We start from the raw sequence: 23466 nt of genomic DNA on the forward strand, positions 1-23466 counted from the left end.
GCTCCCCACCCTCACCACGGTGCTGCCGAATGTGGGATCGGAAGCCGGTGGGACGATTGTCGTCCTGACCGGGACGGGGTTGTCCACCGCCACCGCGGTCGATTTCGGCGGCACACCGGCGACCTCGTTCACGGTGCTCTCCGATACGCAGATCACCGCGGTCGCACCCGCGGGGACCGGCACCGTGCAGGTCACCGCGACCACGGCAGGAGGAACCAGCAACGGCGTCGCCTACACCTACCTCGGGATTCCCACACTGGTCACCGCGCTGCCGAACGTGGGACCGACAGCGGGCGCAACCACGGTCGTCATCGCCGGAACCAACCTGCTCGGAGCCACCTCGGTCGACTTCGGCGGCACCCCGGCGGCGTCGTTCACCGTCGATTCGGCGCTCCAGATCACGGCGGTCACACCCGCCGGGACAGGAACCGTACAACTCACCGTCACCACAGCAGGAGGAACCAGTAATGGTCTTGCGTTCACCTACATCTGACGGCTGAAGCGGCTGGGCCGTCGGCGGACTGTTGCCGGCGGCCCGGTTTCGTCGCGGTTGAGCGAATACGACACGAGTCTCCGTCATCGCGGACGGAGACTGCAGGGGCAAGGGGGTTTCGTTGGCGACCGTACTGAAGATGCTGCTGGCGGAACGGCATCTCAAAAGTCATCACGATTTTCTGGCCGCGTACGACAGGTGCGCGGCACGGCTCGATCCGCCCATCCCGCCCGGGCACGGGCCTGCGAAAGCGCAGTACTACCAGTGGTTGTCCGGGCGCATGATCGGACTGCCGCGCGACTACCACTGCCGGGTGCTGGAGCGGATGTTCCCGGGCTGGACCGTCGAGGGACTGTTTCAGATGGCCAACTCCACACCTGTCGACATCCGTTCGGAGGAAACGGGGTTTTCCGGCACCGACGCCTCGCTCGAGGCCTTTCTCGGCGCCGAGATGACCACCACCGGAACGACGCTGGTGTACTCGGCGTTCGAGCTGACACGGCCCGCCGCCGAAGCACTTCGAACGGCGGGCATCGACGGCAGGCGTGTATTCCAGAAGCAGGGCGGCGCGTTCGGGAATCGATACGTCGATGTCCCGTCGATGGTCGCGGAGAACGATCTGCGGGGAGTGCTGTACGTGCTTTCCTTTCTGCAACGCCACACCAGCATCCCGGTGGAGGTCCGCAACGACCGGGATCTCGTCGCGCGCCGCGACCGCTCGTGCATCAGTTTCGGGCTCACCGGCAACGACTACCTGCGGCGGTATCTGGATACCGCCGAGCATCCGCTGTTCACCTTGCGCGACAGCGTCGGCGAGGACGGTTCCCGTACCGTGCATTTGCGGCTGGCCGACGGAAGCGCGTACGACTCCGATGACGACCGCAACATCGGCATCGTCGCCCGGGTACGCCCCAGTCCGGATCGGCATCCCGGTCGCTTCTGGATGCATTGCGGCGGTTTGGGTCCGCGCGGCACCGCCGGAGCGGGGTGGTACCTCGCCCACTTCTGGGGCGCATTGCAACAGCGTGCCGGTGACCGGGACTTCGTCGCCGTCATCGGTGTCGACGAGTACTCCGACCACACGGTCAGCTTGGAGCATCTGCTGATCGGGCCGGACGCCGATGAATGACGACGCGTCAGTATCCGGGTGGCAGCGCAGCCAGCATGTCCCGTGTGACCGCGACGGCGTTGTCGGAACTGCCGCCTTCGACCAAGAGCGTCGCGAAGGCGAGATCGCCGCGGAAGCCGACGAACCAGGAGTGCGACCCGCCGTCCACTTCGGCTTCGCCGGTCTTGCCGTAGACCTCGCCCTGATCGGCGATCCGCTCGGCCGTACCCTCGACGACCACCTTGCGCATCATCGTGCGCAGTCCCTCGATGACATCGGGGGCCAGCGCAGGGCGGTCGCCATCGATCTGGGTGGGACGTCCCGCGATCAGGTACGGCACGGGCGCCGAGCCGTGCGCGATGGTCGCCGCCATGAGCGCCATGCCGAACGGACTGACCACCACCTTGCCCTGACCGATCCCGTCCTCGGTGCGCTGGATCAGGTCGTCCGAGGCGGGCACCGAGCCGGAGGTCGTCGGCAGCCCCACCACCGAATAGGCAGGGCCGACACCGAGCTTCGCGGCGGTCTCGTGCAACGCGGGACCGGGCAGGTCACTGGCGAGTTTGGCGAACGAGGTGTTGCAGGACCGCTCGTAGGCCGTGGACATCGGCACATTGCCGACGGTGAACAGGTTGTAGTTGGGGATGGTCCGCTCCCCGATCACGATTCGGCTCGGGCACGGCAGCACCGTGTCCGGGGTCGCGAGGCCGTTCGACATGGCCGCGGCGGCGGTCACCGTCTTGAACACCGAGCCGGGCGGATATTGGCCGATGGTCGCCAGCGGGCCGTCCCGATCGGCGGCCTTGTTCTGCGCGACCGCCAGAATCGCGCCGGTGGACGGGCGCAGCACCACCATCATGGTCTGCTCGGTCCGCGCCTGCACCGCACGCTGGGCGGCGTTCTGCACGTTGCGGTCGACGCTGAGCGAGAACGACGGCGCGGGTTGCGAGGGCACCTCCATCAGGACATCGGTATCGGCGCCGTTGGCGTTCAGAGTCACCACGCTCCATCCCGCCTTGCCGTCCACCTCCGCGATCACCGTCTTGCGCACCTGAGTGAGCAGATCGGGCGCGAACTCCCGATCGGTGGCCACCAGATCCCACTGCTGCGTCAGCGTGACGCCGGGCAGTCCGATCAGATCGGTGGTCACCTGGGCCGATTCGATGTCGTTGAGCAGCGCGACCGTGTAGGCGCCGCGCGCGGCTTCGGCCGCGTCGAGAATCGACTGCGGCGTCAGCGACTTGTCGAAGCGGTACAGCGCGGCGGAGAGCGCGGTGGCCACGCTCTTCGGGTCGGCGGCGTCGGACGCTACGAACGCGACCCGGGACACTTTGCCGGGCACCATGACATCGCTGCCGGACTGCTCGTTCACCCGCGCCCGCGGCGGCGGCTCGGATCGCAACGCCATGGTCTGGGTGTCGCCGAGTTTGGGATGGATGTCGGCCGAGGTCCAGCGGACCATCCACCGCCCGTTGCTGCGTCCCATCTGCAACTGGCCCGAGTACTTCCAGGTGCGGTTCTTGGGCAGCCGCCACTCGTAGGTGTAGTCGACGGTCGCGGTGTCACCGGTCACGCGCGCCGCGCCGGTGCGCGCCGTGAGTTGTTCGGCCTGGAGCTGATCCCACGCGGAACGCAAGGCGGCGCTCGCCTTCTCCGGCAGGTTCGTGAGGTCGGCGGCGGCGCTCACTCGGTGCTCGGCGAACGCTTTGACGAACGCGTCCGCGACGGGGACCGGCCCCTGCGGCTTGCTCGCACAACCGGCGGCGGCCACCGTGAGAGCCGCGACGGCGAGCGAGAGAAGCATCCGAGTGGACATCGGCACCGATGGTAGTAGTCACTGACGGGCAAACGCCTGCGGCACTCCGGGATTCGCCGCGCGGACCGCCAGGCTCAGTCGACCAGGACGGTGGCGAAGGTCGCGATCTGCCGGAAGCCGACGCGGCTGTAGGCGCGGCGGGCGATCGCGTTGTAGTCGTTCACGTACAGGCTCGCGGTGCGACCCGAAGCGACCACGGCGCTCGCTACCGCCGCGGTGCCCGCGGTGCCGTGCCCCTTCCCCCGGTGCTCCGGGTGCACCCAGACGCCTTGGATCTGGCCGGTGCGCCGGGACAGCGAGCCGACCTCCGCTTTGAAGACCACTTCCCCGTCCTCGAAACGAGCCCACGCACGGCCGGATTCGATCAAGCTCTGGATGCGGCGACGATAGCCGCGTCCGCCGTCACCCGCGCGTGGATCGACGCCGACCTCCTCGATGAACATCGCGATCGCGGCCGACAGGTAGCGGTCGAGTTCGTCGCGACGCACTCGGCGGACCTCCGCGTCGGGGGTGGCCAGCGGTGGCTGGGCCAGGGCCAGCAGCGGCTGTTCCCCGCGTAGCTCGCGCTCGGGCCCCCAATGCCTGGTCAGCATCTCCCACAGCGGCAACGTCAGTTCTCTGCGCCCCACCACCGAGGAACAGATCCGGGGCCAGCGCATCGCGCGGTCGGCGAACGCGCGCAAGGCGTCACGATCTCCCAGCAACGGCACCAGGTTCGCACCCGAGAAACACAGCGACTCCGCCGGACCGCCCCTGCTCCAGAGCTCCCCTTGGCCGCACCGGTTGTCCAGACCGAACTCTTGCAGGCGGGCCGCGACCATGCACGAGGCGACGGGATCGGCATCCAGCACACGTAGCACCTGAGCAAGATCTCGATTAGCGAGCTGCCGCGCAGGGGCGTATTTGGCCCGTCGCGCCGGCTCCAGCAGACTCCGCACGGTGACAGCCTGCCACGAACCGGCGCGATGCGGTACGGCTATGCCGAAAGCGCTGGTAGGCGAGTCGTCAGCGGACGGTGACGACCGGTTCGCCGGTGCCCGCGTCCTCGCCCATCTCCTCGGCGATGCGCATCGCCTCTTCGATGAGCGTCTCGACGATCTGCGCCTCCGGGACGGTCTTGATGACCTCGCCCTTGACGAAGATCTGGCCCTTGCCGTTGCCGGAGGCCACACCCAGGTCCGCCTCGCGCGCCTCGCCGGGCCCGTTCACAACGCAGCCCATGACGGCCACGCGCAGCGGCACCGCCATGCCTTCCAGGCCCGCGGTGACCTCGTTGGCCAGTGTGTACACGTCGACCTGGGCGCGCCCGCAGGAGGGGCACGACACGATCTCCAGCTTGCGCGGACGCAGGTTCAGCGATTGCAGGATCTGCCCGCCGACCTTGACCTCCTCGGCGGGCGGCGCGGACAGCGAGACGCGGATCGTGTCGCCGATACCCTCCGACAGCAGCGCGCCGAACGCGACCGCCGACTTGATCGTGCCCTGGAACGCCGGGCCCGCCTCGGTGACACCGAGGTGCAAGGGGTAGTCGCACTGCGCGGCCAGCTGACGGTATGCCTCCACCATGACCACCGGGTCGTTGTGCTTGACCGAGATCTTGATGTCGCCGAACCCGTGTTCCTCGAACAGGCTCGCCTCCCACAGCGCCGACTCCACCAGCGCCTCCGGCGTGGCCTTGCCGTACTTCTCCATCATCCGCTTGTCCAGCGAACCGGCGTTCACGCCGATGCGGATCGGGATGCCCGCCGCGCCCGCGGCCTTGGCGACCTCCTTGACCCGGCCGTCGAATTCCTTGATGTTGCCGGGGTTGACCCGGACCGCGGCGCATCCGGCGTCGATCGCGGCGAAGATGTAGCGCGGTTGGAAGTGGATGTCGGCGATCACCGGGATCTGGGATTTCGCCGCGATCGTGGCCAGCGCGTCCGCGTCCTCCTGACGCGGGCAGGCCACCCGCACGATGTCGCACCCCGACGCGGTCAACTCCGCGATCTGCTGCAGGGTGGCGTTCACGTCGTGCGTCTTGGTCGTGGTCATGGACTGCACCGAGATCGGGTGGTCGCTGCCCACCCCGACATTGCCCACCATCAGCTGGCGGGTCTTACGCCGTGGAGCGAGCACTGCCGCGGGGGCGGTCGGCATCCCCAATCCGATTGTGCTGGTCACCTTCGGCTGCCTACTTTCGTCGTGTCCGGCCGGTTCGGTGCCGAGTCTAGCCGTGGCGCGCGATGCCCACCGTACGTCGCCGGTCACACCACCGATCGGCGGCGCCGGTCAGAACAGCTTGATCGGGTTCACGATGTCGGCGGCCAGGGTGAGCAGCATGTACGCACCGCCGATCACCACGACGACATAGGTCGCGGGCAGCAACTTCAGGTAGTTCACCGGCGCACCGGGAGCGAGCCCCTTCCAGCCGCGGATGGTGTTGCGGATCTTCTCGTAGATCACCACCGCGATGTGGCCCCCGTCCAGGGGGAGCAACGGCAGCAGGTTGAAGATGCCGAGGAAGAAGTTCAGGCTGGCCAGCACCAGGATGAAGATGTTCCACAGGCCGCGTTCGGCGGTCTCACCGCCGATCTTGCTGGCGCCGTACACGCTGACCGGGGTCTCCGGATCACGCTCGCCTCCGGTCACCGCGTTCCACAGCGCCGAGACCTTCGCGGGCATCTGGGTCAGCGAGTCGACCGTACGCAGGAACATGTCGCCGGTGAACGTTGCGGCGGCCGGGACGGCGCCCAGCAGGTCGTATTGCACGGGGTCGTAGCGCTCCGGCGCAACGCCGATGGCGCCGACCACGCGGCCCTCGCCGCCGCCCTCGGGGTAGCGCACGACCCGCTCCGGCGTCACCGGAATGGTGAGGGTGCGGCCGTCGCGCTCGATGACGTAGGTGAACGGGCCGGTCTGCTTCTGGGTCTCGGCCTGGAACTGCCGCCAGGTGTCCACCTTGACGCCGTTCACCTCTTTGACGATGTCACCGCGCTGCAATCCGGCACGCTGCGCCGGGCCCGTGCCGGTGCAGGACTCGGTGGAGCCGTCGGGCTTGCCCTGCGGCACGCAGCTCATGACGCCCAGCGCGGTGGCGGGCGGTTCCTTCAGGTTCGGCAGACCCCATCCGACCGCGAGCACCACGATCAGGATGAAGCCGAGCACGAAGTTCATCGCGATGCCACCGGACATCACCACCAGCCGCTTCCAGGTGGCCTGGCGGTACATGGCGCGGTCGAGTTCTTCCGGGCGCAGTTCGTCCAGCGCCGTCATGCCCGCGATGTCGCAGAAGCCGCCGAGCGGAAGCGCCTTGAGTCCGTATTCGGTCTCACCGCGGCGGAACGAGAAGATCTTCGGTCCGAATCCGATGAAGTAGCGTCGCACCTTCATGCCGGTCGCCTGGGCGGTCCACATGTGCCCACATTCGTGCAGCGCGATCGACACGGTGATGCCCAGCGCGAACAGCACGAACCCCAACGCGAACACCATTTGCTCTACAGCCCTCCTGCGTATGCGCAGCTCGAATATCCCGCACGCACGCGTCCGCTCCTGGCCGCGAGCACTCCCACCACTCTAATGGGTGCTGTCGGACGTAGTCCGTCCTCAACCCGCGCATGGCCGGAGCGAAATCGAAGGTACGCCTAATGGGTGCTGTCGGACGTAGTCCGTCCTCAACCCGCGCATGGCCGGAGCGAAATCGAAGGTACGCCCAATGGGTGCTGTCGGACGTAGTCCGTCCTCAACTCGCGCATGGCCGGAGCGAAGGCGGAGGTACGCCCAACCGGACAAAATCCTGTCCTGTGTGTTCAGTGTGCCAGGACGCCGTCGTTTCGCGCGTCCGATCCGGCGCGGGAAGGTGTCAGCCGCGTACCCGAGCGGCGGCGAACTCCCGCGCCCAGGTATCCGCGGCGAGGACCTCGTCGAGCGAATCCGGCTCCGCGCGCCACTGCTGCGCCGCCTCCACCGCGGCGGCCACCGTGCCGACGATCTGCGGGAAACGGATGACGCCGTCCAGGAAGGCCTGCACCGCCACCTCGTTGGCGGCGTTGTAGACCGCGGTGACGCTGCCGCCGGCCTCACCGGCCGCACGGGCCAGTTCGACCGCAGGGAACACGTCGTTGTCGACCGGTTCGAACGTCCAGGTGGACGCGGTGCCGAAATCGCAGGCCACGGCCGCACCGGGCACCCGGTCCGGCCAGCCGAGCGCCAGCGCGATGGGCAGCTTCATGTCCGGGGGGCTGGCCTGGGCGAGCGTGGAGCCGTCGGTGAAGGTGACCATCGAGTGCACGATCGATTGCGGGTGCACGGTGACGTCGATGCGGTCGTAGGGCACCCCGAACAGCAGGTGGGTCTCGATCAGCTCGAGTCCCTTGTTCACCAGCGACGCCGAGTTCAGCGTGTTCATCAAGCCCATCGACCAGGTGGGATGCGCCTTGGCCTCGGCGGGCTCGACCGACTCCAGCATCTCGGCGGTCCAGCCGCGGAACGGGCCGCCGGAGGCGGTCAGCACCAGCCGGTCGACCTCGTCGGCGCGACCGCCGCGCAGGCACTGCGCGAGCGCGGAATGTTCCGAATCCACGGGAACGATCTGTCCGGGGGCGGCGGCGCGTGTGACCAGGGAACCGCCCGCGACCAGCGACTCCTTGTTGGCCAGGGCCAGCCGCGTACCGGACTGCAGGGTGGCCAGGGTCGGCTCCAGTCCGAGCGAGCCGACCAGAGCGTTGAGCACGACGTCCGCCTCGGTGCGGCGCACCAGCTCGGTCACCGCCCCCGGGCCGCCCAGCGGCAGGTCCAACCGCTGGGCCGCGGCCGGATCGGCGACGGCCACATTGCGTGTGCCCGTGGCGGCCATCTGGGCGGCGAGCAGGTCGGTGTTGCCGCCGCGCGCGGCGAGTCCGACCACCTCGAAGCGGTCGGGATTGGCGGCGATCACCTCGAGCGCTTGGGTGCCAATGGATCCGGTGCTGCCCAGCAGCAGGACTCTCACGATGTCGGACACGCCATTCATTGTGTCCTACCTCCGGAACGTGTTCGACGGGCGCGGGCCGACTTACAACGACGCACCGTCGTATGTCACGATATGCGGCAGCAGCTCATCGAGTGCGTACCGGAATCGCGGTACAAGTAACAGCTAAGGAGCGATCGTGGCCGCCACGGAACTCGAACACGCCGACACCGAGCGCGTCGTCACCCGCGTGGACACCGCCGAAGTTCCCTCCGCAGCCTGGGGCTGGAGCGGCGAGTCGCGTCGCACCTTCCGGATCGCGGGCTGGATCGTCGCGCTGATCCTGCTGGCCATGCTGGTCGGCAACCACAAGGGCAAGGTCGAGGACATCTTCCTCGTCGGCTTCGCCGTCCTGATCGCGGGCATCCTGATCCGCGACTCGGTGCTCCAGCGCAAGCCGCGGTAGTCGAAAAGTCTTCTCGCACAATTTCATTCGTCCTGTACCGCCGGCAACGGCCCGGTACCGTGTGCGTCCGAGGTCCGCGTCCCAGCCGGGTCGCGGACCTCGGTTTCTGTTCCCACGACCACTTAGGACGCAATGATCAAGATCTGTTCGGCCGCCCTGCTCGCCGCGAGCGCGTTCGGCTCGCTGCTGCTCTCGCCCGCCGCACCCGCGCACGCCCAGTCACCGGCGTGCGGCGCGGCCATCGACGCGATCAACGCCGCGATCGATGAATCGGGCGGGAATCTGGACCCGACCGTGCAGCAGTCGCTCGCCGCCAAGCTCTCGGCCATCCAGGCCGAAGGCGCGGAGAAGGACGCGATCGCCGCCTACGCCCGCGCCCTCACCGACGACAAGGTCACGAGCATGGACGCCGCGACCGACGAACTGAACCGAGTCTGCAAGAGCTGATCGTCGGGCGGCGCGGACCCGGCCGGGTGCGCGCCGCCGGATGGATCGCTAGCGACCACGGCGTCGGGTGGGCTTCTTCTTGGCCGGAGCCGGACGACCACCCGTCTTCTTGGCCGTGGGCTTCTTCCGCGACTCGCTTTCGTCGGCTCGGGCCGGGGCGCGTGAACTGCGCTCGGAACGGCCACGGACGACGCCGATGAACTCCTCGACCAGATCGGTGGTGCGATCGGCAGGCCAGGCCAGCGCGACCTCCGTGTCCGGGACGTCGAGCATCGGCCGGTAGACGAGGTCGCGACGATGATGCAGGCGAGCGAGCGAGTGCGGCACGATGGCCGCCCCACCGGCCGCGGCGACGAGCTCCAGCGCGCCGCCGACCGCGTCGACATCCGAGGTGTCCTGGAGACGCTCGTCGGCCAGGTCGGCCACCCGCACCTCGTCGAACACCGACAGCGGATGCTCCTTCTGCACCACCACGACCGGAACTTCCCGGTAGAGCGGGATCGCGCTCATGCCGTCGCGGTCGATCGGCAGCCGAACGAAGCACATGTCCACGCGGCCCGCGCGCAGCGCCGCTTCCTGATCCGCCTGCGCCAGCGCGCTCACCTCGAGCGGGGTGTCCGGGAACCGCTCGGCCCAGATCCGACTCCATTTGGACACCGTGACGCCCGGTACGAAACCCACCCGCAGGACCGCCGGAGCCTGCGGCTGCTGTCCCTGTGCCGCCGATTCGGCCCGCGCGATGATCGCACGCGCCTGCTCCTGCAACTCGCGTCCGTCGTCGGTGAGCTGGGTCGGTTGCGCGCCGGGCACGAAAAGCTTTGTGCCGAGCTCGTTTTCCAAGTCGATGACGGCGTGGCTGAGCTTCTGCCGCGAGATGTGCAGCGACTTCGCCGCGCGCGCGAAGTGCAATTCCTGCGCGACCGCGACGAACCAGCGCAGGCGCACCACATCGATCGACTCCAACCGGCTCATTCGTGCAAGCGTATGCCACCGCGCGGTCGGGCCCCGCCGCGCCGCCCAGTAAGCTGGGTCGGTGAGCCCGGACAAGAAACCGCAGATGATGAAGCCGTTGACGGCGGCGAACAAGCTCGGCATCTACCTCCCGGCCGCACCCGAGGAGTTCCGCCACGCGCCGATCTCCCGCGCCCAGCTCGACGCGCTGCGCAACGATCCCCCCGAATGGCTCACCGAACTGCGCCGCACCGGTCCGTTTCCCCGCGATGTCGTGGCACGCAAACTCGGCATTTCCAATGCTGGCTTGACCCGCGCCGGGGTCTCCGACCATCTCACCGTCGACGAGATCGACACCTTGCTCGCCGACCCGCCGGAGTGGCTCGTGCGCGAGCGGGAGAACTATGCCGCGGTCCGCGCTGAGAATGCGCGCATCAAGGCGAAGGAAGCCGAACGTCGCGCCGCCACCAATCGTCCGGCGAAGAACCGCGGCTAGCGCATCGGGCGGGAAACACTCGCCCGGGATATGGCGATTCCGCGATGCGCCGTCCGAGTCGCACCGCCCGACCCGCAGCCGGGTACCTCAGTTCTCCGCGGCCAATTGCCCACAGGCGGCGGCGATTTCCTGGCCACGGGTATCGCGGACCGTGCAGGGCACGCCCTTGGCGTTGACGCGGCGGACGAACTCCTGCTCGACCGGCTTGGGGCTGGCGTCCCACTTGGAGCCCGGAGTCGGGTTGAGCGGGATGACATTGACGTGCACCCGGGAGCCGAGCGCCTTGTGCAGTTTCTCGCCCAGCATGTCCGCGCGCCACGGGTGGTCGTTGATGTCGCGGATGAGCGCGTATTCGATGGAGACGCGGCGGCCGGTCTTGTCGGCGTAGTAGCGGGCCGCGTCGAGCACCTCGGCGACCGGCCAGCGATTGTTCACCGGGACCAGGGTGTCGCGCAGTTCGTCGTCGGGCGTGTGCAGCGAGACGGCCAGCGTGACCGTCAATCCCTCATCGGCCAGTTTGCGGATGGCCGGAGCCAGCCCGACGGTCGAGACCACGACATTGCGCTGGGAGATACCCAGTCCGTCCGGCGCGGGCGAGGTGATCCGGCGTACCGCGGCGACCACCCGCTTGTAGTTCGCCAGCGGCTCACCCATACCCATGAAGACGATGTTGGACAGCCTGCCCGGCCCGCCCGCCACTTCCCCGTCCCGCAGTGCCGCGGCCGCGGCACGCACCTGGTCGACGATCTCGGCGGTGGACAGGTTGCGGTTCAGCCCGCCTTGCCCGGTGGCACAGAACGGGCACGCCATCCCGCAACCGGCCTGACTGGAGATGCACAGGGTCGCGCGATCGGGGTAGCGCATGAGCACGCTCTCCAGCAGCGTGCCGTCGCCGGCGCGCCAGAGCGTCTTGCGGGTCTCCCCGTCGTCACACGCCACATGTTTGACCACGTCGAGCAGCGGCGGGAACAGCGCCTCGCCGATCTTCTCCCGGACCCCGGCGGGCAGATCCGTCATCTGCGCCGGATCGGCCTGCAATCGCGCGTAGTACTGCCGGGCGATCTGATCGGCGCGGAACTTGGGCAGGCCCAGCTCCTCGACGGCCGCACGCCTGCCCGCGGCGTCGAGGTCGGCGAGATGGCGCGGCGGCATGCCGCGGCGCGGAGCGTCGAAAACGAGGGGCAGGGAGACGGTCATAGTTGCTCCATTGTCCCATCCGGAGGAAACACGTCCGCACTCGACCGCATGCGGGCTGCTCGACATGCCTGGTTCGCCACCTGGAAATGCCTGCGGCGGTGATAGCCGTCAGCCATGATCGAGATATGTCCACGCATGCCGAACACCCGCCCGAACCGGATCCGGACCTGTCGAAGCGCCAGCGCACGACACCGCCGAGCGCCCCGCCCGTCGTCCCTGGTGCCCCGGCCGTCGCTCCGGTCAAGAAGTCGCTGGCCTCGCGCACCGGTTACGCCTGGACCGGGCTCGTCGCAGGCGTCTTGATCCTCGTCCTGTTGCTGATCTTCATCGTGCAGAACCTCGAGCAGGTCCAAGTGCACTTCTTCTTCTGGGACTTCTCGCTGCCGCTGGGCGTCACCGTGTTGTTGTCGATGATCGGCGGCGCGCTCGTCATGGCCTCGGTGGGCGGCGTGCGCATCCTGCAGCTGCGCCGCGCGGCCAAGAAGGTTTGACGCCCACGGTCACAGCAGCGTGGACAACACCAGCCAGGAGACGAACGCCGAGGGGAGCATGGAGTCCAGGCGATCCATGATGCCCCCGTGGCCCGGAAGCAGCGTGCCCATGTCCTTGATGCCGAGTTCCCGCTTGATCTGCGATTCGATCAGGTCGCCGCAAGTGGCCACCAGCACCAGGCCGACGCCGAGGACGACGCCGATCATCGAGTTGGCATCCAGCAGCAGCGTCACCGTGAGCAGACCGCCGATCACGCTGAACACCAGCGAGCCGCCGAAACCCTCCCAGGACTTCTTCGGGCTGATCGAGGGCACCATCGGATGCTTGCCGAACAGCACGCCCGCCACGTAACCGCCGACGTCGGAGCAGACCACCAGGATCATGAACGTCAGCACCCGCAGGTTGCCGTCCGGCTCGAGCAGCAGCAGCGTGGCGAACGAGGCGAGCAGCGGAATCCAGGCCAGCGTGAACACCGTGATGGCGGTGTCGCGCAAGAAGTTCCGCGGAGCGGTCCGCAAACCGTGGTCGAACAGCCGCCACACCATGCAGATCAAAGTGGTCGCGGCGAACGCGCCCGCGACACCGCTTGCCCCGTACGGCCAGCCCAGCCAGAACACCGCTTGGCCGCCCACGATCAGCGGAACCCGCGGTACGAGCACATCGGCTTCGCGCAGCCGCTTGGCGACCTCCCAGGTGGCCACGCCGACCCCGGCCGCCGCGACGCCGATGAACACCTTCGGTACGAACAGCAGGATCGCGATCAGCGAAAGGCCGAGGCCGAAGCCGACGGTCAGCGCGGCGGGCAGATTGCGGCCCGCGCGCGAACCAGTGTGCGGCGCGGCGGGATGAGGCTCCGGCGTCGCGGGACCGCCTAACGGTTCATGACCGGAAGCACCAGCATCGTGCGTGTGCTGTCGCATCGCATCGGCTGTTCCGTTCACCGGCGGCTCCTCTGCCGCACCGGTCGCGGCGGCGTTCTCGGCCACGATTGTCCCGTCGCTCAACTCGTCGTTCCGTTCGTCCCCCGCCCGGCGGGCCTCGGCGCTGTCACGGGCGGCTCGCGGTGACCCGGGCCTCCTCCGGGCCCCGTCACATCTGCCGACCGATCCGCGTCAGACCTCGAGCAGTTCGGCTTCCTTGTGCTTGACCAGTTCGTCCACCTGGCCGACATACTTCGCGGTGGTCTTGTCGAGTTCCTTCTCGGCACGCCCGACCTCGTCCTCGCCTGCCTCGCCATCTTTCTGGATGCGCGACAGTTCGTCCATCGCCTTGCGCCGGACATTGCGGATGGCGACCTTGGCGTCCTCGCCCTTGCCCTTCGCCTGCTTGGCGAGTTCACGGCGGCGCTCCTCGGTCAGTTGCGGCACCGAGATCCGGATGATGTCTCCGTTGTTGGTGGGGTTGACGCCCAGATCCGAATTGCGGATCGCGGTCTCGATCGCCCCGAGCTGGGCCGCCTCGTAGGGCTTGATCACGACCATGCGCGGCTCCGGCACCGTGATGCTGGACATCTGGGTGATCGGGGTCGGCGATCCGTAGTAGTCGACCACGACCCGGGAGAACATACCCGGATTCGCGCGACCGGTACGAATGGTTCCGAGATCGTCCTTCGCCACCGAGACGGCCTTCTCCATCTTCTCCTCGGCGTCGAAGAGCGCTTCTTCAATCACGACCGTTTCCTCCACAGCGTCGTCATGTCATGATCCGCGGTCCGCGGGTATCAGGACCGAACCAGTGTGCCGATCTTCTCACCGGCGACCGCGCGGGCGATATTGCCCTTGGTCAACAAATTGAACACCAGAATCGGCATCTGGTTGTCCATGCACAAGCTGAAGGCGGTCGCGTCCGCGACCTTGAGGTCGCGCTCGATGACCTCTTTGTGGGTGATCTCGGTGTACATGGTCGCGGTCTCGTCGACGCGCGGGTCGGCGGTGAACACTCCGTCCACCGCCTTGGCCATCAAGACCACGTCCGCGCCGATCTCCAGCGCGCGCTGCGCGGCGGTGGTGTCGGTGGAGAAGTACGGCATGCCCATGCCCGCTCCGAAGATGACCACGCGCCCCTTCTCCAGGTGCCGCTTGGCCCGCAGCGGAAGGTAGGGCTCGGCGACCTGGCCCATGGTGATCGCGGTCTGCACCCGGGTGTCCACCCCTTGCTGCTGCAAGAAGTCTTGCAGCGCAAGGCTGTTCATCACGGTGCCGAGCATGCCCATGTAGTCCGAGCGCGCCCGCTCCATGCCGCGCTCCTCGAGTTCGGCGCCGCGGAAGAAGTTCCCGCCGCCGATCACCACGGCCACCTGGACGCCGGTGGCGACCACCTCGGCGATCTGCTCGGCCACCGTCTGCACGACGTCCGGGTCGAGTCCGACCTTCCCGCCGCCGAACATCTCCCCGCCGAGTTTCAGCAGTACCCGGCGATATCCTGGGCGATCGGTCCCCGGGTCCGTCATGGGTCTCCAGTCTCCTTCGGCGAGGAATTGTCGTTGTTCCGATGATTCGTTGCTCACGGCAGGCGCCTGTGACGTAGAGCAAGGCAGAGCGGCACCTATCCTGCCTTATTCGGTTGGAGCGGCAGCAGAAGGCCCCCCGTCAACCGGCGTTCGTTCGGTCGGCGGGGGGCCTGCACGCTGGGAGGTGCGGCGGAACTCAGTTGGCGCCGACCTCGAAGCGGGCGAAGCGGGTGACGGTGACACCGGCCTCGTCCAGCAGAGCCTTGACGGTCTTCTTCGAATCGGTGACCGACGGCTGCTCGAGCAGCACGACGTCCTTGAAGAAGCCGTTGACCCGGCCCTCGGTGATCTTCGGCAGCGCGGCCTCGGGCTTGCCCTCCTCGCGAGCGGTCTGCTCGGCGATGCGGCGCTCGTTCTCCACGACGTCGGCCGGAACCTCGTCGCGGGTCACGTACTTGGCCTTGAGCGCGGCGACCTGCATGGCGGCGGTGCGAGCGGCCTCGGCCGCGGCGTCGCCTTCACCGGTGTACTCGACCAGCACGCCGACGGCGGGCGGCAGGTCGGAGGCACGCTTGTGCAGGTAGGTGGCGACCGGGCCGTTCAGCGAGATGACCCGGCGCAGCTCGAGCTTCTCGCCGATCTTCGCGGCGAGCGCCTGCACGGCCTCGTCGACGGTCTTGCCGCCCAGGTCCAGCGCCTTCAGCGTGTCCAGGTCGCCCGGCTTGGCGGCCGCCGCCGCGGCGACGACCTGCTCGGCCAGCTGCTGGAACTCCGCGTTCTTCGCGACGAAGTCGGTCTCGGAGTTGATCTCGACCATGACGCCGTCCTTGGCGACGACCAGGCCTTCGGCGGTGGTGCGCTCGGCACGCTTGCCGACGTCCTTCGCGCCCTTGATGCGCAGCAGCTCGACGGCCTTGTCGAAGTCACCGTCGGTCTCGGCCAGCGCGTTCTTGCAGTCCATCATCCCGGAGCCGGTCAGCTCCCGGAGCCGCTTCACATCGGCAGCGGTGTAGTTCGCCATTCTCGGCGAGCCTCCTTTGGAGAAGTGTGGGTGTTGACAGCGGCGATCACGATGGCACTGGCGCGTGATCGCCGCTGAAGCTGTGCCCGATCGCGGCCTTCGCTGGGCCCTACATGGTTAGGCAGGCTACCGCCTCCGGGGCCGTCGCTCAGACCGCGTGGCTACGAGTCGCTCAGGCCTCGGCCGAGGTCTCGGCGGCCTCGGCGCCGGGGGCGGCCTGCGCGAGCAGCTCCTGCTCCCACTCGGCCAGCGGCTCACCCGCGCCCGCCTCGGGCTTCTCGTCGCCCGAGGAAATACCGGCGCGCGCCTGCACGCCCTCGGCCACCGCGGAGGCGACGACCTTGGTCAGCAGGGCCGCGGAGCGGATCGCGTCGTCGTTGCCCGGGATCGGGTAGTCGACCAGGTCGGGGTCGCAGTTGGTGTCCAGGATCGCGATGACCGGGATGTTCAGCTTGCGCGCCTCGCCGACGGCGATGTGCTCCTTGTTGGTGTCGACGACCCAGATGGCCGAGGGCACCTTCTGCATGTCGCGGATACCGCCGAGGGTGCGCTCCAGCTTGTTCATCTCACGCGTGAGCATGAGGATTTCCTTCTTGGTGCGACCCTCGAAGCCACCGGTCTGCTCCATGGCCTCGAGCTCCTTGAGGCGCTGCAGACGCTTGTGCACGGTGGAGAAGTTGGTGAGCATGCCGCCCAGCCAGCGCTGGTTGACGTAGGGCATCCCGACGCGAGTCGCCTCGGCCGCGATCGACTCCTGGGCCTGCTTCTTCGTGCCGACGAAGAGAACGGTGCCACCGTGGGCGACGGTCTCCTTGACGAACTCGTAGGCCTTGTCGATGTAGGTCAGCGTCTGCTGCAGGTCGATGATGTAGATGCCGTTGCGGTCGGTGAAGATGAACCGCTTCATCTTCGGGTTCCAGCGCCGGGTCTGGTGTCCGAAGTGTGCGCCGCTGTCGAGCAGCTGCTTCATGGTTACGACAGCCATGGCTCCCGTATCTCTCTTTCGTTTGCCGGTTGACGCAGCGAATCGGCGATCCGCTGCCCTGGCGCCACCGAATCGTCGGACCCGACCACGAAGGTGGGGACCAGCCGGCGATTCCCTGTTCCGAACACGCTGCCGCGAACCCAAATAGTCTCGAGCTCGATTCGAACAGCGCCGCTATGAACAAGCACGGGTGGCGCGCGAAGTCGGTCCATGCACGCACAGACCGCTCGATCAGTTTACGACCTCCCGGCACCAGATCTAAATCGGTCCGCTCCGGAGCCCCCCACCAGGCGAAACGGCAGCTTTCCACAGTCGTGCAGGTTGTCCACATTCCACGGATCGAGGGCTCGGCGACCCAGGAATCGCGGAACGGTGGAGCCATGAAACCGATCTCCACCGCCACCACCTTCCTCGTACCGCTGTTCTTCACGCTCGGCGTCGTCACCGCGCCGCCGGTCGGGGCCGAGACGCCTGCCGCAGGACCCGTGCACGGGGCGTGCACGGGATCCGTTTGCCTGCCGTCGCTGTCCGGCCTGCTTCGGCGTGCGCCGCTGCCCTTCCGGCAATCCGGGATCGGTGCGGACGACCGGCATGCGACCAGTTCCGCCGGTGGCGAGTTGTGCGCACCGCCCGCGCCCCTCTGCGGGTCGTGATCGGACCTACCCGCCCGGCACGGATGACCAGTTCGAACACCATGCGGCGTGGTCGGCGCCTTTCCACGGCGCTGGCTCTCGGCGTCGCCGCGATCGTCGCGACGACGCCGACCGCGACGGCCCGACCCCAAGGGCGGTTCGGCTGGCCGCTGCAACCGCGCCCCGCGGTGGTCAGGCACTTCGACAAACCCGCGCAGAACTGGCTGCCGGGGCATCGCGGGGTCGACCTGGCCGGCACCGAGGGGCAGCCCGTGCTCGCCGCGGGGGAAGGGATCGTGGTCTTCGCCGGAACGGTGGCCGACAAGCCGGTCGTGTCCATCGAGCACCCCGGCGGGCTGCGCACTACCTACGAGCCCGTTCGCGCCGAAGTTCCCGTGGGAAGGCGCGTCGAACGCGGGGCCCGGATCGGCACGCTCGAGTCGGGACACCCGGGATGCGTGGCGGCGTGTCTGCACTGGGGAGCTCGCGTCGAGGGCCGTCTCCGCCGCAACCGCGAGTATCTGAACCCCCTCGGACTCCTGCACCTCACTCCCCTGCGGCTCAAACCGGTGCGCCCCGAATCCGGAGCCGGACGATTCGCCGCTTCGCCGCGCATCGGTCGGCGGCCTCGTCCGCCCGAACCGGCGTGTCGGCGGCGGGAGGTGGCGAGACCGTTGGGCGCGGGGTGAAGATCAGGGCATGGCGGATGGGCTGGAGCCGTTCACGTACTCCGAACTCGGTGCGACCCGCGGCGTACTGCCGGAGGGTTACCACGGATTGCGGCTGCGGCGACGTCTCGGGCGAGGACGTGCGCTGTTCGAGCAGGCGGGTGCGCAGATTCTGGCCTACCGCGCGCAGAAGGGCACCGGGATCTTCCGATCCGCCGACACCCCGACAGCCGAGCCCGGCACCGCTGTCACAGTGCGGCTCGGAATCGGTCCGTTGGGCATCACCGCTCCGTGCCGCGTGGTGTATGTCCTCGACGAACCCGACCGCCGGGGTTTCGCCTACGGAACCTTGCCCGGCCACCCCGCCTCCGGAGAAGAGTTGTTCGCCGTCGAGTACGACTCCGCCGACGACACGGTGTACGGGCTGATCGTCGCGTTCTCCCGCCCCGCCACCTGGTACACCCGGCTCGGCGGACCCGCGGTACGACTGACCCAGCGTTTCGTCGCGGGCCGATACCTCGCGACGTTGCCGACGTCCGATTGAAGAAGGACGGCACAGACCCGCACTACGGTGTGACGATCGCGAAGTCGGGGTCGGGAGCGTCGAAGACGTCGACCAGTTCGGCGAGCTTGGTGACGTCTCCCTCGATGACGATGTCCCCCGCGGCCGCCGCGACGCCGAAATCGTCGCCGGCCAGCAGCACGCGGATCAGTGTGGACTTCGTCAGGGTGAAGGTGGCGTCGGCTTCCGGGAGGGCCGTGCCGGAAGCGACGTCGTAGTGCGTGAGGCGACCGTTGCGCAGTTCCAGCCGGTGGGTGCGGTCCTGGTCGGTGAGGATCCAGTCCGTCACCAGCCGATGATCCCACGCCTTGGGGCCGTCGACGCGCAACGCCAAGGCGTCGAAGATCTGGTCGATGGACAGCGCCGCCACCAGGGTGGGCGAATCGGTTTTGGTCGGCGTGCCGAACGAGCCGTAGCGCAACTCGTAGGCTCCGCTGAGATAGAAGTTGCGCCAGGTGGCGTTCTCCGCGCCGTAGCCGAGTTGTTCGAACGTGCTGGCCTGCAGTTGTTTCGCTGCGTCGTTGTCCGGATCGGCGAAGATCACGTAGTTGAGCACCTGCGCCACCCAGCGGTAGTCCCCGGCGTCGTACGAGGCCCGCGCTTTGCGCAACACTTCGTCCGCGCCGCCCATGAATTCCACATGGCGCCGGGCGGATTCGACCGGCGGGTGCTCCCACAGATGTGCGGGGTTGCCGTCGAACCATCCCATGTAGCGCTGATAGACGGCCTTCACGTTGTGGCTGACCGAGCCGTAGTACCCGCGCGCATGCCAGGCCTCCGCGATGGCGGGCGGAAGGGTGACCAGCTCGGCGATCTCCGCGCTCACGTAACCCTGGTTCAGCAGGCGGACGGTCTGGTCGTGCAGGTACCCGTACAGATCCCGTTGCAGCGAAAGGAATTCCACCAGGCGGTCGGTGCCCCAGGTCGGCCAATGATGCGAAGCGAAGACGACGTCGGAGTCACGGGCGAACAGGTTGATCGCCTCGGTCAGGTATCTCGCCCAGACATGCGCGTCACGCACCAGCGCGCCGCGCAATGTGAGCAGATTGTGCAGGGTGTGCGTCGCGTTCTCCGCCATGCACAGCGCGCGGCGGTCGGGGAAGTAGAAATTCATCTCCGCGGGCGCTTCGGTGCCGGGCGTGAGCTGGAAGACCATCCGTATCCCGTCGATCGTCTTCTCCTCGCCGGTGGTGGTGATGTCGACGGTCGGCGGGATGAGCGTGACCGTGCCGACCGACGTGGTCTGCCCCAGTCCGGAGCCCACCGCGCCCAGCGGTCCGCGCGGCAGCACGGCGCCGTACATGTACCCCGCGCGGCGCGCCATCGCCGTGCCCGCGTAGATGTTCTCCGCCACCGCGTGTTCCAGGAATCCGGCGGGCGCCAGCACCGGGCAGCGACCCGCCCGGACCGCCTCGGCGGTGGTGACGCCGTACGCGCCGCCGAAGTGGTCGGCGTGTGAATGGGTGTAGATCAGACCGGTCACCGGGCGGTCGCCGCGATGCGCGCGATAGAGCGCCAGACCGGCCGCGGCGGTCTCGACCGAGATCAGCGGATCGATCACGAGGACTCCGGTCTCGCCTTCGACCAGCGTCATATTGGAGATGTCGAAACCGCGAATCTGATAGATGCCCGCGGCGACCTCGTACAACCCCTGTCGCACCGCGAGGCCGGATTGCCGCCACAGGCTCGGATGGACCGATGCCGGGCAGGGTTCACGCAGGAACGAGTAGGAGTCATTGTCCCACACGACGGTTCCGTCTTCGGAGGTGATCACCCCGGGATCGAGCGCGGCGATGAATCCACGATCGGCGTCGGCCAGATCGGTCGTGTCGGCGAATGGCAGTGCGGCGGCCGCACGCTCGTGCTCCGCGACGATGAAGTCGCTCGGCTCGCTGGCTGTGCACATGTCGTCCTCCTGTCGTCTCGGCCAACCTTGCTGGGCCGCTACCCGGTCAGGGCAGCGGTTCGAGGAAACCGGCCGCCGCGGCGGCCAGCGCGACCGCGACCACCGCCGCGGTCGTCGCGACGATGACGCGGTCTCCGTGGGCGTAGCGGCCCCGGCGAAGACCACGGTTGCGCAAATAGCAGGCCCCCGTCAGCGCCGCCATCGCGATCGCGGCGCCGATGGGCGCGACCGCGGCCGCGCGCCATCCGCTGCCGAGCGCCTGATGCAGGAACAGCGTGCCGACGACCATCGCGGACACGGCGGTGCGCCGCCACGCCAGTGCGGTGCGTTCGGCGGACAGGTGTGGCGCGCTCACCGCAGCAGCACCGCCACCGCCGCCAGCACCGAGACGATCGCGATGCCCGCCGACAGGATCGGCACCAGCACCGTCTCCGGCAGTGGATCGCCGCGCCGCATGGCCACACCGATGCGCCGCCAGTGCCCGTACGCGCCGATCGCGACGACCGCCGCCAGGACCAGGCAGCTGAGCGCGATCGCGCGTCGCAATCCCGCGATCCGGAACGACTGGACCAGCGTGTGCACCGCGACGCCGCCGGCCAGCAGGCCCAGCGAGGTCCGCATCCAAGCCAGGAAGGTGCGCTCGTTGGCGAGCGTGAAGCGGTAGTCGAGTTCCTCTTCGCCCTCTTCCGACTCGGCTTCGGGGTCCGGCAGCGTCACGCCGCCTCGGTCCGGGTCGAACGACGGGGGCCGGCCGCCCACCTGCGCCTCGCGAGGCGGACCCGCTCGCGCGTGGGCCTGCATGTGGTTGCGCGACGCGATATTCCGATACACAGGTTGACGCCGGACTGCACGGTGGTCACGGCACACCACGCTAGTGGGGATCCGGAAAGCTCGCGGCACACCGTCACCGGCGGCGGGAACGCGACCGAAGCCGGTAGTACGACCTTTGCCGAGGCGAGCACGCCCACCATGGGGTGGGTTTGGACGCACCCCAGCAATCCAGGTTGACCAGCACGTCCGGAACCGTGAATTGCTCGCTCGAGCCGCCGAAGATCGTGCGATAACAGCAGGCCAGAGCAGTATTCAGCGGCACAGTTCCGGTCGGCGACGATCACGGGGACACTCCGTCACTAGAGCGTTGGCAAACGATCCGCTACGTCAGGCTAGCCGCCGCCGCGCCGCACCGTCCACGCGCCCCGCCCGCCCGTGACCGGGTGGTTATGCGGAGGACCGTCAGATCGCGCTCGCGTCTTCGAACGTCATCGCCAGTCGCGCGACGGATGAAGACATCAACGCACGCCGCGGCAAGCCGAGCGACCGGAGTTCCGCGGCGATCGCATGATCGCCCAGCGTCAACTCCGCCCCGCCGAGACGCGCTCGCATGCCGGAAGGCCGCATTTCCCAGCGTGTGCATCGGGTGACGCCGTCGATGTGCGAGTAGGCGTCGAACGAGGAGGCGGCCTCGCGGCGACTCGGGGTCGCGAACCCGCGCCGCACCGTGAGATCCGCGATGAGCTGCCCGTTCTGATGCAACGCGCCGCTGCGCGTCCGGCCGTCGTGATCGACGACGAATTCGGCGAGTTCCTTCGGGAAGCCCCAGATGCCGCGCCCCGCGGCCAGGGTGAAATCGCCGTCCACCGGTAGCTTGTGGATCAGCACACCGGCCCGCCCGGTCACCAGCGCCCGCAGATCGCCGAATCCGGATGCCGCACCGGCGGTGTGGTGGCGCACCATGAACGACACACCGAACTCGTTGTACGGGCCCAGATCGCCGTCGACGTAGTCGACGAAGACCAGCGTGCACATCGCCCGCCCGCCCGGGAGCCGGAGAATTCGCAGGCCGGAGTAGTCGATGAGGCGCTGCGCCGATTCGGCCGGCACCAGATAGGTGGCCATGAACGCGTGCGCGAGCCGGATGCGGACCGGCATGCGCACCTCTCGGCCGAGAACAGTGTGCGTGCTCACGTAGACGCCTTTCTGCGCATCGGCGCCCGAGCGCGCCGCGTTGCCATGCGCGACGACCCACCCGCCGGATCACGCGCGTAGAACACGTTTCAATTTAACGGCACAATACCGTCCTGTATCCGTTTCAGTGTCTCAGGAACGTGTTTCAATGGCGTCGCTCGTGGGAGAACCCGACACCCCCCGACTCCCGCCGTGATTCGGTCGCATTGCGCAGGCGAGCCTCCAAGCCGTCGAGGACGCACAACAAGCCGAAGTCGAAGGCCATCGCCCGCGCGGCCTCCTGATCGGTAGGCACCGCCGCCCGATAGTCCGCCAGCATCTCGGGGTAGTCGCCGGCCACATCCTGCATCACGCGCAGCATGCCGTCGGCGTCGATCTCCATTCCCTTCGACACCTTGTCCCAGGCGATCTCCGGAATCACTTGGCCGAGGACGAAACACATCACCGTCCCACTGGCCAGATAGATGTCCACGCCATGAAAACCCGCCTGGACGAACGCGCGGCGCAGCCGATCGCTCAACCGCAACGAGTTCGGGCCGATGCTGGGCAGCTGCCCGACCAGCGACGCCATCCAGGGATGCTCCCTGATGGACGCGCGCAGGCTGTAGGCGAAGGTGTTCAGCAGTTCGCGCCAGGACGCCTGCTCGGGCTCCGGAGTCCGAACCAGACCCCAGAACTCGTCGAGCACCAGTTCGAGCAGTTCGTCCTTGTTGGAGACGTGCCAGTAGAGACTGGTCGCGCCGGCACCCAGTTTCGCGCCGAGCTTGCGCATGCTCAGCGATTCCAGTCCCTCGGCGTCGAGGATCTCGACGGCCGCCGCGATGATCTGCTCGCGATGCAGCCCGGCCGATTTGGGCTGGCGCGGCTGCTTGGTCCATACCGAGG

At 68.1% G+C, this 23466-nt stretch carries 26 protein-coding genes; 9 read left to right on the forward strand and 17 right to left on the reverse strand.

The genetic code is table 11. From position 1 onward, the window contains the following. Positions 1-493: IPT/TIG domain-containing protein (locus ON21_RS18595; protein ID WP_039799484.1), on the forward strand; the 493-nt coding region annotated here is incomplete at its 5' end. Between the two features lie 121 nt (positions 494-614). After that, positions 615-1622 carry a hypothetical protein gene (locus ON21_RS18600; RefSeq protein ID WP_039799485.1) on the forward strand — a complete coding sequence of 336 codons (1008 nt, stop codon included), beginning with the start codon at positions 615-617 and terminating at the stop codon, positions 1620-1622. 7 nt (positions 1623-1629) lie between these two features. Here the strand turns inward: ON21_RS18600 and ON21_RS18605 are convergent, their stop codons facing one another. From ON21_RS18605 to dxr, 5 genes are all read right to left on the reverse strand, one after another. After that, positions 1630-3417 (reverse strand): penicillin-binding transpeptidase domain-containing protein, encoded by a 1788-nt coding sequence (locus tag ON21_RS18605; RefSeq protein WP_051020946.1) that lies wholly within the window; start codon positions 3415-3417, stop codon positions 1630-1632. Positions 3418-3491: 74 nt separating this feature from the next. Beyond that, complete coding sequence (locus tag ON21_RS18610) at positions 3492-4355, reverse strand: GNAT family N-acetyltransferase (RefSeq protein ID WP_083880718.1); 864 nt, start codon at positions 4353-4355, stop codon at positions 3492-3494. A 67-nt stretch (positions 4356-4422) separates the two neighbouring features. Beyond that, positions 4423-5580 carry a flavodoxin-dependent (E)-4-hydroxy-3-methylbut-2-enyl-diphosphate synthase gene (gene ispG, locus ON21_RS18615; RefSeq protein ID WP_039799487.1) on the reverse strand — a complete coding sequence of 386 codons (1158 nt, stop codon included), beginning with the start codon at positions 5578-5580 and terminating at the stop codon, positions 4423-4425. A gap of 108 nt (positions 5581-5688) precedes the next feature. After that, positions 5689-6888, reverse strand: a complete 1200-nt coding sequence (locus ON21_RS18620; RefSeq protein WP_039799488.1) for a M50 family metallopeptidase — start codon at positions 6886-6888, stop codon at positions 5689-5691. 370 nt (positions 6889-7258) lie between these two features. Beyond that, positions 7259-8398 (reverse strand): 1-deoxy-D-xylulose-5-phosphate reductoisomerase, encoded by a 1140-nt coding sequence (gene dxr / locus ON21_RS18625; protein ID WP_373281135.1) that lies wholly within the window; start codon positions 8396-8398, stop codon positions 7259-7261. A gap of 145 nt (positions 8399-8543) precedes the next feature. Between dxr and ON21_RS18630 the strand changes: the two genes are divergently transcribed. Next, entirely contained in the window at positions 8544-8810 is a 267-nt protein-coding gene (locus ON21_RS18630) for a DUF2631 domain-containing protein (RefSeq protein WP_039799490.1), read from the forward strand. 132 nt (positions 8811-8942) lie between these two features. Further along, on the forward strand, positions 8943-9257 hold the full coding sequence (locus ON21_RS18635; RefSeq protein WP_039799491.1) for a hypothetical protein: 315 nt from the start codon (positions 8943-8945) through the stop codon (positions 9255-9257). A gap of 48 nt (positions 9258-9305) precedes the next feature. Here ON21_RS18635 and ON21_RS18640 read toward each other — a convergent pair whose 3' ends face one another. Further along, positions 9306-10229 carry a LysR family transcriptional regulator gene (locus ON21_RS18640; RefSeq protein WP_039799492.1) on the reverse strand — a complete coding sequence of 308 codons (924 nt, stop codon included), beginning with the start codon at positions 10227-10229 and terminating at the stop codon, positions 9306-9308. Between the two features lie 61 nt (positions 10230-10290). Between ON21_RS18640 and ON21_RS18645 the strand changes: the two genes are divergently transcribed. Continuing rightward, positions 10291-10704, forward strand: a complete 414-nt coding sequence (locus ON21_RS18645; protein WP_039799493.1) for a DUF5997 family protein — start codon at positions 10291-10293, stop codon at positions 10702-10704. A gap of 87 nt (positions 10705-10791) precedes the next feature. Here the strand turns inward: ON21_RS18645 and rlmN are convergent, their stop codons facing one another. Further along, a complete protein-coding gene (gene rlmN, locus ON21_RS18650; RefSeq protein ID WP_039799494.1) occupies positions 10792-11901 on the reverse strand; it encodes a dual-specificity RNA methyltransferase RlmN in 1110 nt (369 codons plus the stop codon). Positions 11902-12026: 125 nt separating this feature from the next. Here rlmN and ON21_RS18655 point away from each other — a divergent pair, with 125 nt between their 5' ends. Continuing rightward, positions 12027-12392 (forward strand): LapA family protein, encoded by a 366-nt coding sequence (locus ON21_RS18655; RefSeq protein WP_039799495.1) that lies wholly within the window; start codon positions 12027-12029, stop codon positions 12390-12392. Between the two features lie 9 nt (positions 12393-12401). On the opposite strand, the gene ON21_RS18660 is transcribed toward ON21_RS18655, so the two are convergent. The 5 genes from ON21_RS18660 to rpsB all read right to left on the reverse strand — a co-directional run bounded on the left by ON21_RS18660 (position 12402) and on the right by rpsB (position 16848). Further along, complete coding sequence (locus ON21_RS18660; protein ID WP_051020956.1) at positions 12402-13313, reverse strand: phosphatidate cytidylyltransferase; 912 nt, start codon at positions 13311-13313, stop codon at positions 12402-12404. Positions 13314-13505: 192 nt separating this feature from the next. Then, the gene (frr, locus tag ON21_RS18665; RefSeq protein WP_039799509.1) at positions 13506-14063 is read right to left on the reverse strand and encodes a ribosome recycling factor; all 558 of its coding nucleotides are present in this window, start codon (positions 14061-14063) and stop codon (positions 13506-13508) included. A 50-nt stretch (positions 14064-14113) separates the two neighbouring features. Continuing rightward, on the reverse strand, positions 14114-14842 hold the full coding sequence (gene pyrH / locus ON21_RS18670) for a UMP kinase (RefSeq protein WP_039799499.1): 729 nt from the start codon (positions 14840-14842) through the stop codon (positions 14114-14116). A 196-nt stretch (positions 14843-15038) separates the two neighbouring features. Then, a complete protein-coding gene (gene tsf / locus ON21_RS18675) occupies positions 15039-15863 on the reverse strand; it encodes a translation elongation factor Ts (RefSeq protein WP_039799501.1) in 825 nt (274 codons plus the stop codon). A gap of 172 nt (positions 15864-16035) precedes the next feature. Beyond that, positions 16036-16848 carry a 30S ribosomal protein S2 gene (rpsB, locus tag ON21_RS18680; protein WP_039799503.1) on the reverse strand — a complete coding sequence of 271 codons (813 nt, stop codon included), beginning with the start codon at positions 16846-16848 and terminating at the stop codon, positions 16036-16038. 380 nt (positions 16849-17228) lie between these two features. Here rpsB and ON21_RS18685 point away from each other — a divergent pair, with 380 nt between their 5' ends. Genes ON21_RS18685 through ON21_RS18695 form a run of 3 tightly spaced genes read left to right on the forward strand, consistent with a single transcriptional unit; the run spans position 17229 to position 18692 of the window. Further along, positions 17229-17501, forward strand: a complete 273-nt coding sequence (locus ON21_RS18685; RefSeq protein ID WP_039799504.1) for a hypothetical protein — start codon at positions 17229-17231, stop codon at positions 17499-17501. A 23-nt stretch (positions 17502-17524) separates the two neighbouring features. After that, positions 17525-18169: a M23 family metallopeptidase gene (locus ON21_RS18690; RefSeq protein ID WP_373281136.1), complete on the forward strand. Its 645-nt coding sequence runs from the start codon at positions 17525-17527 to the stop codon at positions 18167-18169. A gap of 10 nt (positions 18170-18179) precedes the next feature. After that, positions 18180-18692: a DUF1990 domain-containing protein gene (locus tag ON21_RS18695; protein WP_039799505.1), complete on the forward strand. Its 513-nt coding sequence runs from the start codon at positions 18180-18182 to the stop codon at positions 18690-18692. 22 nt (positions 18693-18714) lie between these two features. On the opposite strand, the gene ON21_RS18700 is transcribed toward ON21_RS18695, so the two are convergent. The 5 genes from ON21_RS18700 to ON21_RS18720 all read right to left on the reverse strand — a co-directional run. Next, positions 18715-20616, reverse strand: a complete 1902-nt coding sequence (locus tag ON21_RS18700; RefSeq protein WP_039799506.1) for an alkyl/aryl-sulfatase — start codon at positions 20614-20616, stop codon at positions 18715-18717. A 46-nt stretch (positions 20617-20662) separates the two neighbouring features. After that, positions 20663-20971, reverse strand: a complete 309-nt coding sequence (locus ON21_RS18705; RefSeq protein WP_051020953.1) for a DUF202 domain-containing protein — start codon at positions 20969-20971, stop codon at positions 20663-20665. Continuing rightward, positions 20968-21333: a YidH family protein gene (locus ON21_RS18710; RefSeq protein WP_039799513.1), complete on the reverse strand. Its 366-nt coding sequence runs from the start codon at positions 21331-21333 to the stop codon at positions 20968-20970. Before ON21_RS18710 ends, ON21_RS18705 begins: the two co-directional genes overlap by 4 nt. 516 nt (positions 21334-21849) lie before the next feature. Then, positions 21850-22581, reverse strand: a complete 732-nt coding sequence (locus ON21_RS18715) for an acetoacetate decarboxylase family protein (RefSeq protein WP_039799507.1) — start codon at positions 22579-22581, stop codon at positions 21850-21852. Between the two features lie 145 nt (positions 22582-22726). Further along, positions 22727-23466, reverse strand: a 740-nt coding sequence (locus ON21_RS18720) for a TetR/AcrR family transcriptional regulator (RefSeq protein ID WP_086006448.1), incomplete at its 5' end; no start/stop codon positions are given.

It is taken from the genome of Nocardia araoensis NBRC 100135 (genome assembly GCF_000308435.1).
Classification (GTDB): domain Bacteria; phylum Actinomycetota; class Actinomycetes; order Mycobacteriales; family Mycobacteriaceae; genus Nocardia; species Nocardia araoensis.